This window comes from Micromonospora sp. NPDC049089, from assembly GCF_040648775.1.
Lineage (GTDB): Bacteria > Actinomycetota > Actinomycetes > Mycobacteriales > Micromonosporaceae > Micromonospora.
Genome location: NZ_JBEZEH010000191.1, coordinates 1 through 14,184, shown reverse-complemented (window position 1 = coordinate 14,184; position 14,184 = coordinate 1). Strand labels below are relative to the sequence as shown.

Genomic DNA, 14,184 nt, shown 5'->3' with positions numbered 1-14,184 from the left:
CCAGTCCGCAGCCCTCAGCCCCCAGTCCGCAGTCCGCAGCCCCCAGTCCGCAGTCCGCAGCCCCCAGTCCGCAGTCCGCAGCCCCCAGCCCGCAGTCCGCAGCCCCCAGCCCCCAGCCCGCAGTCCGCAGTCCCCAGCCCGCAGCGCCCAAGCCCTCCGACTGACTGCCCCGCCCCGCCCCGCCCCAGCTCCGCCTCGGCTGCGTCGATCAAGGACTTGTGGTGCCCCGCAAAAGGTGCGTATGGCCAGTAGTTGCCCACCACAACTCCATGATCGACTTTGCGGAGGGGTGGCGGGGAGCGCGGCGGGGTGCGGCGCAGCGTAGCGGGGTGCGGCGGGGTGCGGCGGGACGCCCGACGTCGCATATCCGCCCCCCGATCACCGCCCAACCCTGCCCGCGCCCCTGCCCGTGCCCTGCCCGTGCCCGTGCCCTGCCCGCGCCCGTGCCCTGCCCGCGCCGATCTTGCACTTTCGGTCGACGTAATGCGCCTTCAGCCCTGTTTTGTCGGCACAGAAAGTGCAAGATCGCGGGGGTGGGCGGGGGTGAGGCCTGTTCCGGCCCGGCCTGTTCCGGCCCGGCCCGGCCTGGTGGGGTGGGCGGGGTGAGGGGGCGGGGCGGGTGGGTTAGCGGGGGGAGATTGAGCGGTAGTGGGTTTTGTCGGTGTTGGCGAGGCTGTAGGTCTGGGAGCGGGACGGGGTGGGGACGACCACCAGGCCGGGGCGCTCGACCAGCAGGGGAGTGCCCGGCGGAACGGACAGGGAGCTGTCCCGGGTGGCCCGCCAGCTCAGCACCACCAGCGGCTGACCGGGCACCGGCAGTTGGTACGCCTGCAACGGGGTGGCCCGGTCGGCGGGTGAGACGACGGGCGCGCTCCCGTCGGCAGGTCGATAGATCACCGCCGTCATCGCGCCGGCGTCGGTGTCCCAGCTGAGCTGCTGCAACTCGGCCGGCTCGCCGCCGCCGAGGGCAACTTCGCCGAGCGAGCGTACGGTGAGTTTCGCCATCGGCCAGGACGTCGGCACCGAGCGTGGGGCGTCCCGGTCCCCGATCCGGCGCGGGATGCTGCCGAAGGGGCCCCGGTCGCCGGACAGCACGCAGGTGTCCAGACCGGTGAGCGCCCGCCGGCCCGTGCCGGACTCGTCGCGGACCAACGGGTAGCGCGGGTCGACGGTGCCGGTGCCCAGGTCGAGCAGCCGGTCGGCGGCCCGACCGCGGGGGAGCGACTCCGTGGTTCGCAGGGTCGCGGTCACGCCGACGGCGGTGCAGGACGGCACGTCGACCGGTGCGCTGAGACCGTCCGCGATGGTCAACGTCCGGTCCTTGGGCCCGAGGAGGCTCTGCACCCGGGCCGAGACCAGGTAACGCCGGCCGCCGGCCGTCTGCACCGGCAGCACGTCGGAGTAGACGAGGTAACCCGGATCGGTGTATTCGGTGGCGCGGGTCACCGTGTACCGGTCGCCCTCGCGAGTCAGTTGCAGAAGCCAGGATGCGCTTTCGCCGGGCACGTCGGCGGCCACCAGCGCCACCGGGGCGCCGTCGACCCGACCGGAGAAGAGGATGCCCGACGAGGGCAGGTGCGCGCGGTCGTCGGCCGGCGACCGCCAGCTCCGGACCGCCGCGGTGACCGCCGACGTCGCCGTGGCGTCGCTGGAGAGGTCGCCCCGGGGCGGCCACACGGCGAGGGTGCCGTCCAGGCTGTCGTACCCGACCCGGAGGTCCTGCGGCTTCCGCTCGGCAACCGGACCGCAGGCGGTGCCGGCCAGCAGCGCGCTCAGCAGGACGGGAAGCGCCCTGCCGTACCGACGGCCTGGAGTCACCTGGCCCGCCCCCGATCGCCTCGCCGTCGCTGTCGGAAAGCGCCATAGTACGAGATGTCCGATGCGGCACCTCAGTTGGCCGGCATCCGAAGCACCACAATGGACACCACCGGGGGTTTAGGGCGTTTTGGTTACTCCGGTAGACTCCGCCGACTGTGACGCCTGCCGAGTCCCGCGCCCTGCCCGCGCCGCACCCGGAGGCGGTAGCCGACTCCGCCGAGCTGGTGAGCTACCGCACACCGGCCGGTCTCTTCGCCGGCCCGCCCGCGCTGGCCGCCCCCACCACAGCGCCGGCCGATCCCGAAGCGCCGGCCGACCCGGCCACAGCGCCGGCCGATCCCGAAGCGCCGGCCGCCCCAGGAGCGCCCGCCGAACCCGGAGCGCCGGCCGAGAGCGCGGTGCCGACGCGAGCGCGGTGGCGGTGGACCCGGCGGCGGCAGCATCTGGCGGTGGGCGGGCTGTTCCTGCTCGCCGCACTCTGGGTGACCAGCCGGATCTGGTTGGACCCCTCCGGTCGGGTGGCCTCGCTCTACACCGGTGACCCGGCGCAGGTGCAGTTCTTCCTCGCCCACTCGGTACGCGTGGTGCTGCACGGCGAGTACCCGTTCTACACCGAGCAGTTCAACTACCCGGACGGCGTCAACCTGATGGCCAACACTGCCGTGTTGGCGCTGGGCATTCCGATGGTCCCGGTGACGCTGCTCTTCGGGCCGGCGGTCTCCTTCGTGGTGCTGGTCACGCTCGGGCTCGCCGGCACCGCCATGGCCTGGTACCTGATGCTCTCCCGCCACCTGGTGCGTACCCCGCTCGCGGCGGCGGTCGGCGGCTGGTTCTGCGGTTTCTCGCCCGCGATGCTCTCGCACGCCAGTTGGCACCCGAACATCATCAGCCAGTTCCTGCTGCCGTTCATCGTGTGGCGGGTGCTGGTGCTCACCCGCTCCGGAAAACCGGTTCGGGACGGGGCGCTGCTCGCCCTGCTGGTCACCGCGCAGGCGTTCATCAACGAGGAGATCCTGCTCTTCACGGCGCTGGCCTGCGGCGTCTTCCTGCTGGCGGTGCTGGCTCAGGAGCCGGCCCGGTGGCGAGCGGCCTGGCGGCCTCTGGGCGTCGGCGTGGTGACCTGCGCGCTGCTGGCGGGGGCGCTGCTGGCGTACCCGCTCTACGTGCAGTTCGCCGGGCCGATGGCCTACCACGGGCTCAGCGACGCGGTGAAGGACTACGGCAACGACATCGCCGCCTTCTTCGCCCCCGGCTCGCCCACCCTCGGCGGCAACCAGCGAGCCAACATCAACCTGGCGCCGAACTACTCCGAGGAGAACGCCTTCTTCGGCTGGAGCCTGTCGATGCTGGCCATCGGCATCGTGGTCTGGCTGCGCCGGGAGTTGATCGTTCGGGCGCTCGCGGCGACCGGCGTGTTCTTCGCCGTGCTGTCCCTTGGCGAGCGGGTGTCCTGGTGGGACCGCGAGCTGATCACCGGACCGTGGCAGTGGTTGGTCCACCTTCCGCTGCTGGACGCGGTGGTGCCGACCCGGTTCGGGCTCATCACCAGCGTGGTGATCGGCCTGCTGCTGGCGCTCGCCGTCGAGCGGGCCTGGGCGCTACGCCCGGCCGACCGCCGTACCGTCCGGGTGCTGACCGCCGCGGGCCTGGCCTTCGCGTTGCTGCCGATCGCACCGATGCCGCTGCGGATGGTCTCCCGGCCGCCGGTGCCGGACTTCATCACGGCGGACCGGTGGCGGGCGTACGTCGGGCCGGACCAGACGCTGGTGCCGATCCCGGTGCCCAGCATGGGCAACACGCACGGCATGCGCTGGGCGGCGGCCACCAACCTCGACTTCAAGATCCCAGGCGGTTACTTCCTCGCGCCCCGCAACGGCAACACCGGTGACGCGGGCCGTTTCGGCGGTCGTCCCAGCGGCGTGGGTCAGATGTTGGAGGAGGTGGCGACCACCGGGCGTACGCCCAAGCTTGACGACCGGCAGCGTCGGCGCTTCGCCGACGAGCTGCGGCACTGGCGGGCGGCGATCCTGGTGCTGCCGGTGCGGCAGCAGAACGTCGAGCCACTGCGTCGTACTGTCGAGGAGCTTGTCGGTCCGGGCCGCCAGGAGTTGGACGTCTGGGTCTGGGACGTCCGGACGCTCACCGACCGTTCGGTCTGATGACCACCGGGACGACGTCCCCGAACATCTCGCCCCCGGCGACGGTCGGCGCGTCCCGCTCGGCCTGGCTGCGGGACGCGCTGGTGGTGGCCGGCTATCTGGGCCTCGCGGTGCTGGTGACCAGCGGGCAGTGGAGTCACCCGTGGCGGCTGTTCCACCAGGCGGGTGACCAGATCCTCTTCGAGTGGATGCTGGCTCACGCCGCGCATGCGGTGGTCGAGGGGGAGAACCCGCTCTTCAGCACCGCGTTGAACGCGCCCGACGGGGTCAACCTGATGGCGAACACGTCGGTGCTCGGTCTGGGTGTTCCGCTCACTCCGGTCACAGTGCTCTTCGGCTCGCAGGTGGCGTTCTGCGTGGCGGTCGTCTGCTGCCTCGCCGGGTCCGCCGTCGCCTGGTACGTGCTGCTGCGCCGCCGGCTGGTCGGCACCCGGGCCCCTGCCGCGGTGGGTGGGCTGATCTGTGGCTTCGCCCCGGGCATGATCGCCCAGGCGGGGGCCCACCTGCACATCGCCGCCCAGTTCCTGGTGCCCGCGATCCTCGCCCTGGTGTTCCGGCCGGCCTCGAAGACGACACGAGACGGCGTGTGGCGGCCCGGCGTCGGCCTGGGGCTGCTGCTCGTCTGGCAGGTCTTCATCGGCGAGGAGGTGCTGGTCTTCCTGGTGCTCGCGGCCGGCGTCTTCGCGTTGGGTTACGCGCTCGCCGACCGGGTGGCCGCACGGCGGCTGGCGCCGGCCCTCTGCGGTCGGCTCGCGGTGGCCGCCGGCGTGGCGGGGGTGCCGCTGGCGTACCCGTTGTGGTTCCAGTTCTACGGCCCGCAGCACTACTCCGGGATGGCGTTCGCCACGCAGGGCTTCCAACTGGACGTCGCCTCGTTCACCGCGTCGGCCCGGCAGACAGTGCTGGGTGACGACTGGCTGCCAGGGCTGCTCTCGCCGAATCCGACCGAGGAGAACTCGTTCTTCGGCCCGGGCCTGCTGGTGCTCGCCGTGGTGATCGTGATCTGGCAGTGGCGACGACCGCTGGTCCGGGCACTGGCCGCCTGCGGCGTGGTCTTCGCCCTGCTCTCGCTCGGCGACGAGTTGCGGGTGGACGGTGCGGCCACCGGCATTCCGGGGCTGTACCGGCTGGTCGGTGGGTTGCCGTTGCTCGATCTCGCGGTGCCGGCCCGGTTCGCGCTGGTCTGCGTACCGGTGCTGGGGGTGCTGGTGGCGCTGTCAGTGGACCGGGTCCGGGCCGCGCGGGGGCCGAACGTGGCACCGGGCCTACCGGTGCGGCTGCTGTGGGCCGGCGCGGTCGCCGCCGCGTTGCTGCCCCTGTTTCCGACGCCGATCCGCGTCGTGCCGGTCGCGCCGGTGCCGGAGTTTCTCGCCGCCGGTGGCTGGCGTCCGCTGGTGCCGCCCGGTCGGACGGTGGTCGCGGTGCCCCCGGTCACCGGTGCCGGGCGCAGCCCGGTGATGCTCTGGTCCGCCCGTACCGGTTTGGAGTTCGCCGCGCCGGGCGGTTACTTCATCGGCCCCAGCGCCCCGGACGACCCGGCGGCCCGCTGGGGCGCGCCGGACCGGCCCACGTCGGTGCTGCTGCGGCAGGTGGCCGAGACCGGCGTGGTGCCGGCGCTCGACGACGCCGCCCGCCGCCAGGCGGTCGAGGACCTGCGGCACTGGCGTGCCGCCGTGGTCGTACTCGGGCACCTGGAGCACGGTGACCCGGTCCGCCGAACCGTCGACGACCTGCTCGGCCCGGGCCGACCGGTCGACGGCGGATGGTTGTGGGACGTCCGGGACCGGGTCGGCTGACTAACCCACCAGGGCGCGCACGTCCCAGACCCAGACGTCGTCCACCCGCTGCGGTGGCCCGATCAGGGCGGTGACCAGCTCACGGAGCACCGCCTCGCGGGGGTGCGCCCCGAGCACCACCACCGACGCCCGCCAGAACCGTAGATCCTCGACGGCCTGCCGGCGGTTCTCGTCGGTCAGCGCCGGAACCGTGCCACTGTCCATTGTCGAGTAGATGAGGGTGCTGGTTGGTCGGTTCGGCGCGCCGAAGACCCCCTCACCCAGCTCGTTCGGGCCGATGAAGTAGCCGCCCGGAACGGGGAACTCCTGCCCGGTCAGCGCACTCCACCGCAGCGTCGGCAGACCGTGCACGTTGCTCGGGATCGGCACCGGCACCAGGGTGCGACCCGCCGGCACATACGGCCGCCAGCCGCCCGCGGTGATGAAGTGCGGCGGCGGGTCGATCTGCTGAGCGGGCAGCGGGCGGGGGAAGAGCGGCAGCACGGCGAGGGCGACCGCCGCGTACCCCACCGGGCGCAGCCACCGGCGGCGGGAGGCGGCCGGCGCGGCCGGCGCGTCGTCGGTCGTCGCCGGAGTCGCGTCATCGACGCGCTGGGCCGGCACCCGCGGCCGGTCGGCCACCGCGCGCCCCTGGCGGTGCGCGGCGTCCCAGGTCAACGCGAGCAGTACGCCCACCGCGGCCGCGACCACCAGCGTCAACCGGGTCGGCATCATCATCTCGACCAGCGGCAGGTCGTCCGACACGTACGACCACGGGCCGCGCACGCCGGTCTCCACACCGTTGAAGCGCACGAACGGCCCGATCGCGGCCACGCTGAACACCACGATGAGCACCGCGGCGATCCGGGCGGCCAGCGAGCGGCGTACGAGCAGCACCAGAGCCACCACCGAGAGCAGCACCAGCGGCCAACCGAACCAGGTGTTCTGCTCGGTCAGACCGATCGTCTTCTCCACTGCCGGGTCACCGGCCCAGGTGTCCCTGGCGAACGTGACGAAGGCGACCAGGTCCTCGCCCCAGTTGTGGAACACGCCACCCTGCAGGCCCCGGTAGGACTGCGGGCCGTTGAACTGGAACCAGATCGGGTACGCGGTGAGCACCAGCGCCAGCCCGCCGGCGACGCCGAGTCCGGCCAGGAAGGTGCCGGCGGCGGCCCGGGTGGCCCGCGGCCGCTGCACGGCGTACGCCAGCACGATGACCAGGCAGGCCAGCGCGGTGAGCAGCAGCATCTCCTCGTTGATGAAGATCTGGTACGCCACCAGCGCACCGAGCACGAGGCCGTTGCGGCGCCACCGGCCCGGCTCACCCAGGGTCAGCACCCGCACCACGATCAGCGGGAGCAGGAAGTTCGAGACGAAGTTCGGTTGGCCGTTGGCGTGGTGGATGATTCCCGGCGCGAAGCCGAGGAAGGCGCCGCCGACGAACGCCGCCGCCCGGGAGCGCACCAGGTGGCGGGAGAGCATCCAGTACCCGGTGCCGGCGGTGGCCGCCAGCGCCGCGCCCAGGTAGACGGCGTACATCACCTGGGGGCCGAGCAGCATGGTCAGCGGGGCCAGCGGCAGGGTCACCCCGAGCAGCGAGGTGTTGGCCATCATGTTCACCCCGTCCGGGGCGTTCTGACGGGCCGTGAACAGCGGGTTCTCCAGGTGCCGCACCGAGTACTCGCCGTGCGCGAACAGCCACTCGAACCAACTGTGGTCGGTGGGCAGGTGCGAGGAGACCCGGCCGTTGACGTCACCCCAGTAGTTGAGGCAGACGAAGACGCCGAGCAGCACATAGGCTCCGAGGGCCAACAGGTCGGCTCGGGCCGGACGGCGTCGAGGCCGCCGTGTCGACTCGGCCTCGACCGGGTCGGCGTCGGTCACGGGAATCAGCGAAGGGTCTACCACCGGCACAGCCACGACGCGCCATCGTACAGGCGGGGTTCCGTCACTTTTGCCGGGCCGGTGCGCTGACGGTCGGTTTGCCGGACGGTGACTCGTCGGCCAGCCTTACCTGGTGACGGAAGGACGGTCGTTGTCGATCATCGAGCTGGGCGAGATCAGCGACGAGCCCACGTCGGCACCTCCGGTTCGCCGCCCGCGCGCCGTCGGTCGCCCGCTGCGCAGCGCGACTGTGTTGCTTCTCAGCCTGGTGATGCTGGCCGGTGCCGCGCCGTCGACGCAGCGCACGGTGAGCGTGGTGCCGGGGTCGCGGATGGCCACCGCGTATCTGGCCGGGGACGGGGTCTACGTGGTCGATCCGCCGGCACCCGACGGGGAGCGGTACCTGACCGCGTACGCCCAGCCGGCACCGACCGGCGTCGGGGTGCGGCGGCGGTGGCAGGCGCCGCTGGCCCGCACGGCCAACTACCTCGAGGTCCGGGTCGAACGGGGTCTGGTGCTGGCGCTGGCGGTCACCGCCCCGAACCGGCGGTTCCAGACCACCGCCTTCGACAGCGCGACGGGCCAGCAACGCTGGCAGCATCCCGGTGCTCCCCAGCCGACCCCTCGCGGTGGCCTGCTGGTGACCAATGGCCGAGAGGACGGGTCGGGCGCGATGAGCGGGGTGGAGCCCGACACCGGCCTGGTGCTCTGGTCGGTGCCGCTCCCGCCGGCCGCCAGCCCCACCTACCACCTCACGTCAGAGGGGCAGGTCGACCGGTTCGTGCTCCTGCAACCGACCGGCGAGGTGCAGGTGCACGACGCCGACACCGGCCAGCTGCTGCGCAGCATCGACACGCTGCCCGGTGACCGGTCGGCGTACCAGCGGGTGCAGATCGTCGCCGACCTGCTGCTGCTCGTTCCGCCGGGCAGCACCCGGCTGGTGAGCTTCGGGCTGGCCGAGTTGGAGCCACGGTGGACGGCGGAGGTGACGTTGGTGTCGCATGCGCTCGAATGCGGCGGTCTGCTCTGCGCGGTGCCGCAGACCGGCGGCCTCCAGGTGCTCGACCCGGCCACCGGCTCGGTGCGGTGGTCGGAACCGGGCCAGGACGTCCTGGCCGACGTCCGCTACGGTCGGCTGCTGATGGCCAGGCCCGGCCAGGGGTACGCGGTGCGGGACGCGGCCACCGGGCAGGTACGAACCGAACTGGGCGTGTGGAGTCTGATGCCGGTGCTGGGACCGGACGATCCGTTGGTCGGTGTGCGGCGAAGTGACGACGGTCGGATGGTCGTCGCCGAACTGGACCTGGTGGCCGGTCGGACGCGGATCGTCGACGTGCTGCCGGGTATCGCCGGCAGCTGCCAGGCGTCCCTGCCGGTCCTGCTCTGCCAGCGCCTCGACGGCACCACCGCGCTGTGGCGGTTGACGCGATGACCGGGCCGGTGATCGACCTCGGTGAGCTGCGGCACGACCCGGACCCGGACCCGGTGCCCCGCCCGCCCCGCGCTCATGGTCGTCCGCTGCGCGTGGCGCTGGTCGTGGTGCTCGCGCTCGTCACGCTCGCCGGTTCCGTCGTCACACCATCCCGGCCGGCCCCGGTGACGCTGCCGGTCCGGTCCGGGTCCGACGTCATGGTCGACGGTGACCTCCTCCTGGTCCTGGAGCCGACCAACACCACGACCCGACGGGCGCGGGTGTCCGCCTACCGGTTACCCGGCGGCGAGCCGGTCTGGCAGGCGCCGCTGTCGGCGGAGGCCAGGTACTGGGGGATGACTCCACTGGCCGGGATGCTGCTGGCCACCGGCTACGAGATCGGCCCGGAGGGTCGGGACACGATCACCGTCGCGCTGGACCGGGCGACCGGGGCGTACCGGTGGCAGCAGCCAGGCACCGTCTCCAAGCTGACCGACGGCAACGTGCTGCTGCGTAGCGGCGGCGAGACCTTACCGTCCACTCTGCGCGCGGTCGATCCGTGCTGCGGCACCGTGCGTTGGCAGCTCTCCGGCGCCAGCGCCGAGACGACTGTGCGGGGCACCGAGCGCGGGGTGGACCGCGTGGTGCTCAGCGAGGCGGACGGGCCGGTCGAGGTACGCGACGCGATCACCGGCGCGGTGCTGGCCCGCGCCGACCTGCGCCCGCCCGACGGTGGTCGGATCGGCCTGGACCTGACGAAGGACCTGCTTCTGGCCATCGACAGAGGCTCGGGCACTGTCACCGCGTACGGGCTGGACCAGCTTGAGGCCCGCTGGACCCGCGCCCGGCTCCACATCGACTTCGCGCTGGACTGCGGCCCCGTCCTGTGTGTGCGTACCGGCAACAACGAGCTACAGGCGCTCGACCCGGCAACCGGCGAGGTGCGCTGGAGCAGCACCCAGTGGGGGTGGGCCTGGCCGACCGGCGGCCGGCTGATGGCCAACATCAGCGGAATCGGTCCGCTGGAGCAGTACATCGTGCTCGATGCGCTGACCGGCCAGCAGGTGGCCGACCTGGGCCGGTGGGAGCTGTACCAACTCGGCCCCGGCGGCCGGTTGGTCGGCATACGGCGGCACCCCGACGCAGGGGTGCTCGTCGGTGAGTTGGACGTCGGCGCCGGAGAGGTGCGCATCGTGGACGTGCTGCCCGACGCCACCGGGGAGTGTCAGGCGATCACCGGCTACCTGGTGTGCAGTGCGGCCGGCGGGTACCAGCTCTGGAAACTGACCGACTGATCACCAGTTGGCCTGGGCGGGTGGCGGGGGCAGCGGCACCGACGCGGGTCGCAACACGTACGCCACCCCGCCGCTGCCCCGTTGCCAGACCGCCTCGAACGCCTGCCGGGGCACTGTGCGACGGACCGCGTCGTCGTCCGGGGCGTACGGGTCGTTGAGCACCGGGTCGCCGTCGGCGCTGAAACCGACCAGGACCATCAGGTGCCCACCGGTGTCGTACCCGAGCCCCGGCACCTCATGGGCCCGGAACGCGGCGGAGACGATCAGGGGGATGCCGGCGGCGACGAACTCCTCCGCCTCGACCAGCGACCGCAGCCGGGTGACGAACGCGTCCACCCCGTGCAGACCGGCGTACGCGGTGTTGAACGGCCAGTTGCCGGCCCCGGCGTACGCGTGGTCGTAGCAGTGCCGGGCGGCGTGGACCACCACCGGACGCGGGCCGGACGGCTCCACCCAGGCGTAGCGGTCCGGCGTCGGCTCGGCGCCCCAGTAGGCGAGCACCATCGAGGTGCAGGTGGGGCTGCACCAGGAGTCCCCGCCACCACCCCACTGCGGGTACTGGCCGGCGTGCAGCCGCTGCGAGTAGCGGGGCACGTCCAGCACCCGGCCCCAGGCGGCGGACGAGACGGGTTCCCCCGTGTACCCCTGGTCGACCGTCGCGGGGCCGGTGGCGACAGCGCCGATGCTGCGCAGCACCGGGCCGGTCGGGTTGCCGGCGGGCCGGCACAAGGTCACCCGCGTCTGCCAACCGGTGACCGTCGCTCCGGTCACGATCAGGGTGTCGGTGTCGACCCGGGCGGCAGTGTCGCGCTGTCCGGGCAGCGAGGTGCGCCGTACGGTGTCGTCGCCGGCGGCCCAGCGGGCCAGCCGGTACCAGTCGGTGCTGGGCGCGTCGTCGTGCCAGCCGCGCAGGTCGACCTCGATCCAGCAGCCGTCGGGGGTGTCCGCCGTCCAGGACGGCACCACCTCGGCGACGGCGAAGCCGACCGGTACCGGCGGCGACGTCCAGGTGCCCCGTTCGGCGACGCCGTCGAGGACGAGCCCTCGACCGTCGGCGAGCAGGTCTTCGCCGCTGCCGCTGGTCAGGTCGGCCGGCAGGTGGAAACCCCGGTAGGCGATGTCCCGCCGGGTGGGTGGTGCCGCAGTGGTCATGCCAGTCCGTCCGTCGCTCGATACCGCCGGCCAGCATCGCGTACGCCGCGGTGGCCCGCAACGCCGGCCGGCGCGGACGGCGAGGGACGATGGTTGCCCGCCGGCACTAGGTTGTCGGTGGTCAGCAGCGAGGAGGCCGGGATGCGGGTACTGGTGGTCGAGGACGAGCGCAACCTCGCCGACGCGATCGCGCGGGGGTTGCGCAAGCGGGGCATGGCTGTCGACGTGGCGTACGACGGCGACGCCGGCCACGAGGCGGCGTTCGTCACCCGGTACGACGTGGTGGTGCTCGACCGCGACCTGCCGGGTGTGCACGGCGACCAGATCTGCGCCGACCTGGCGTCCTCCGGAGCGTTGACCCGGGTGCTGATGCTCACCGCCAGCGGCACGGTGGCCGACCGGGTGGAGGGCTTGCAGCTCGGCGCTGACGACTACCTGCCCAAACCGTTCGCCTTCGACGAGCTGGTCGCCCGGGTGCAGGCGCTGGGCCGGCGGGCCACCCCGGCCGCGCCTCCGGTGCTCGAACTGGCCGACCTGGTGCTCGACCCGGCCCGTCGGGTGGCCACGCGCGCCGGGGTGCCGGTGGACCTCACCAACAAGGAGTTCGGGGTGCTCAGCGAACTTCTCAGGGCGCGTGGCGCGGTGGTCTCCAGCGAGGAGCTGCTGGAACGGGTCTGGGACGCGAACACCGACCCGTTCACCACCATCGTCCGGGTCACCGTGATGACGCTACGCAAGAAGCTCGGCGACCCGCCGTTGATCGAGACGGTGGTCGGTGCGGGCTACCGCACCGCCGAGGTGAGCGCGTGAGCCGCCGGCTGCGACCCACTCTGCGGTTGCGGCTGACCCTGCTCAACGGGGTGCTGCTGGTCGGGGCCGGAGCGATCCTGGTGTTGCTGGCCTGGCTGCTGGTCCGCGACGCGTTGCGACCCACCGACGAGTTGGTGCCCGGCACGATCGTGCTGCTCTCCGACGGCCGGCGGATGGACGCCGCCGAGTGGCAGCGGCAGTTGGTCGATGCCGCCTCCGGGGAGCTGCTGGCCAAGGGCCTGGTCGCGCTGCTGGCGATCAGCGTGGTCGGGGTGGCCGGCGCGTACGCGGTGGCCGGTCGGGCGCTGCGCCCACTGCACCAGGTCACGGCGACCGCTCAGCGGCTGGGTGAGGCGACCCTGGACCAGCGGATCGGCTACTCGGGCGCCGACGACGAGGTGGCCGAGCTGGCCAAGACGTTCGACGCCATGCTGGACCGGATCGCGTCCGCCTTCGAGGCCCAGAAGCGTTTCGTGGCGAACGCCTCGCACGAGCTACGTACCCCGCTCGCGGTGATGCGCACGGAGATCGACGTTACGCTCAGCGACGACGACGCGGATGCCGCCGAGTATCGACGGATGGCGACAGTGGTCCGCGACGCCTCCGAGCGGGCCAACGGCCTGGTGGACGCGCTGCTGGTGCTGGCCCGCAGCGAGGCGCAGGCCGGACGGCAGCTCGGCCGGCGTACCGAGTGTGACCTCGCCGCGGGCACCGCCAACGCGCTGTCGGCGATGCGCCGCGAGGTGGAACGGATCGGCCTGCGGGTGCAGACGTCGCTGGAGTCCGCGCCGGTCGTCGGCGATCCGGGGCTGCTCGACCGGTTGGCCGGAAACCTGATCGAGAACGCGGTCCGCTACAACCACCTGCACGGTCGGCTCTGGGTGCGTACCGGCACCGACGGTGACCGGTCCTGGCTGGTGGTGGGGAACACCGGTTTCGAGGTGGACCAGGCCGACGTGCCGGGGCTGTTCGAGCCGTTCCGCCGTGGTGGCCGGGAACGCACCGGTGCCCGTGGCTCAGGTCTGGGGCTGTCCATCGTCCGGGCGGTCTGCACCGCGCACGGCGGCACCGTACGGGTGGTCGCGCAGCCCGGCGGTGGCTTGGAGGTCACTGTCACCCTCCCGTCGTCGGACGCCCCGGCGGCGTCCGCGACGGTGTCCGCCGCCAGCTGATCGGGGTTGCGCACCTCGCTCGCCCGATGGCAAGATCACGTCGTCAGCTCGACAGGGAAGGGGGTGCGTCGATGTCCACCAGTCTCGGCTCCGCGCCCCGGGTCAGCGTCGGCTGACGTCCTGGAGGCGGAGCGCCCCCGCACGGGTCGGGCGCTGATCGCCCACTCGAAGGGGAACCAGTTCCTGCGTGGTGCGCCGGGTACACGGGCCGCACCACGTCACCACCGTGGAGGACCACTGTGAGTTCGACGATCCACAACATCAGCATCGACTGTCACGACACGTACGCCCTTGCCGGCTTCTGGTCGCAGGTCTTCGACTGCCCCCGGCAGCCCGACGACTTCCCGGGTGACCCGGAAGCGATGCTTCTGCCGCCGGGTGGCCCGGAGGTGCTGTTCATCGCGGTGCCCGAGGGCAAGACGGTGAAGAACCGGCTGCACCTGGACCTGCAACCCGCCGACCGGACCCGGGCCGAGGAGGTCGAGCGACTGCTCGGCATCGGCGCGACGCTGGTCGCCGACCACGTCGGCCCGACCGGTGGAGGTTGGGTGGTGCTCGCCGACCCCGAGGGCAACGAGTTCTGCGTGCTCGGAAACGCCGACGAGCGGGCGGCAGCGGCGGCGGCGCGGGCCGCGGCAGCGGCGCTCGCCACGTCGGAGGTTGCCGAACCGGCCTGATGGTCGACGTACGGCACCGGGGCACCGGCCA

The 14,184-nt window shown here is 72.7% G+C and carries 10 protein-coding genes; 7 read left to right on the top strand and 3 right to left on the bottom strand.

The genetic code is table 11. The features are described from left to right. Positions 1 to 624 precede the first annotated feature (624 nt). Positions 625 to 1,779: a hypothetical protein gene (locus tag AB0B48_RS26480; protein ID WP_357206247.1), complete on the bottom strand. Its 1,155-nt coding sequence runs from the start codon at positions 1,777 to 1,779 to the stop codon at positions 625 to 627. Positions 1,780 to 2,216: 437 nt separating this feature from the next. On the opposite strand from AB0B48_RS26480, the gene AB0B48_RS26475 reads away from it, so the two are divergent. Further along, entirely contained in the window at positions 2,217 to 3,977 is a 1,761-nt protein-coding gene (locus AB0B48_RS26475) for a hypothetical protein (RefSeq protein ID WP_357206245.1), read from the top strand. After that, on the top strand, positions 3,977 to 5,773 hold the full coding sequence (locus AB0B48_RS26470; RefSeq protein WP_357206243.1) for a hypothetical protein: 1,797 nt from the start codon (positions 3,977 to 3,979) through the stop codon (positions 5,771 to 5,773). Before AB0B48_RS26475 ends, AB0B48_RS26470 begins: the two co-directional genes overlap by 1 nt. Here the strand turns inward: AB0B48_RS26470 and AB0B48_RS26465 are convergent, their stop codons facing one another. Beyond that, positions 5,774 to 7,636 (bottom strand): hypothetical protein, encoded by a 1,863-nt coding sequence (locus tag AB0B48_RS26465; RefSeq protein ID WP_357206241.1) that lies wholly within the window; start codon positions 7,634 to 7,636, stop codon positions 5,774 to 5,776. Positions 7,637 to 7,769: 133 nt separating this feature from the next. Between AB0B48_RS26465 and AB0B48_RS26460 the strand changes: the two genes are divergently transcribed. Then, complete coding sequence (locus AB0B48_RS26460; protein ID WP_357206240.1) at positions 7,770 to 9,068, top strand: PQQ-binding-like beta-propeller repeat protein; 1,299 nt, start codon at positions 7,770 to 7,772, stop codon at positions 9,066 to 9,068. Beyond that, on the top strand, positions 9,065 to 10,342 hold the full coding sequence (locus tag AB0B48_RS26455; RefSeq protein WP_357206239.1) for a PQQ-binding-like beta-propeller repeat protein: 1,278 nt from the start codon (positions 9,065 to 9,067) through the stop codon (positions 10,340 to 10,342). The genes AB0B48_RS26460 and AB0B48_RS26455 overlap by 4 nt, the downstream gene beginning before the upstream one ends. On the opposite strand, the gene AB0B48_RS26450 is transcribed toward AB0B48_RS26455, so the two are convergent. Next, positions 10,343 to 11,494: a peptidase C39 family protein gene (locus AB0B48_RS26450; RefSeq protein WP_357206237.1), complete on the bottom strand. Its 1,152-nt coding sequence runs from the start codon at positions 11,492 to 11,494 to the stop codon at positions 10,343 to 10,345. A gap of 141 nt (positions 11,495 to 11,635) precedes the next feature. On the opposite strand from AB0B48_RS26450, the gene AB0B48_RS26445 reads away from it, so the two are divergent. The 3 genes from AB0B48_RS26445 to AB0B48_RS26435 all read left to right on the top strand — a co-directional run bounded on the left by AB0B48_RS26445 (position 11,636) and on the right by AB0B48_RS26435 (position 14,153). Beyond that, complete coding sequence (locus tag AB0B48_RS26445) at positions 11,636 to 12,304, top strand: response regulator transcription factor (RefSeq protein WP_357206235.1); 669 nt, start codon at positions 11,636 to 11,638, stop codon at positions 12,302 to 12,304. After that, positions 12,301 to 13,476, top strand: coding sequence for a HAMP domain-containing sensor histidine kinase (locus AB0B48_RS26440; protein ID WP_357206233.1), 1,176 nt, complete (start codon positions 12,301 to 12,303; stop codon positions 13,474 to 13,476). Before AB0B48_RS26445 ends, AB0B48_RS26440 begins: the two co-directional genes overlap by 4 nt. Before the next feature lie 239 nt (positions 13,477 to 13,715). Next, complete coding sequence (locus tag AB0B48_RS26435; protein ID WP_357206231.1) at positions 13,716 to 14,153, top strand: VOC family protein; 438 nt, start codon at positions 13,716 to 13,718, stop codon at positions 14,151 to 14,153. Positions 14,154 to 14,184 lie beyond the last annotated feature (31 nt).

Bases quoted from the DNA above. Each gene is read 5' to 3' on its own strand.
- AB0B48_RS26470 (WP_357206243.1), top strand. From the start codon at position 3,977: ATGACCACCGGGACGACGTCCCCGAACATCTCGCCCCCGGCGACGGTC.
- AB0B48_RS26455 (WP_357206239.1), top strand. From the start codon at position 9,065: ATGACCGGGCCGGTGATCGACCTCGGTGAGCTGCGGCACGACCCGGAC.
- AB0B48_RS26450 (WP_357206237.1), bottom strand. From the start codon at position 11,494: ATGACCACTGCGGCACCACCCACCCGGCGGGACATCGCCTACCGGGGT.
- AB0B48_RS26445 (WP_357206235.1), top strand. From the start codon at position 11,636: ATGCGGGTACTGGTGGTCGAGGACGAGCGCAACCTCGCCGACGCGATC.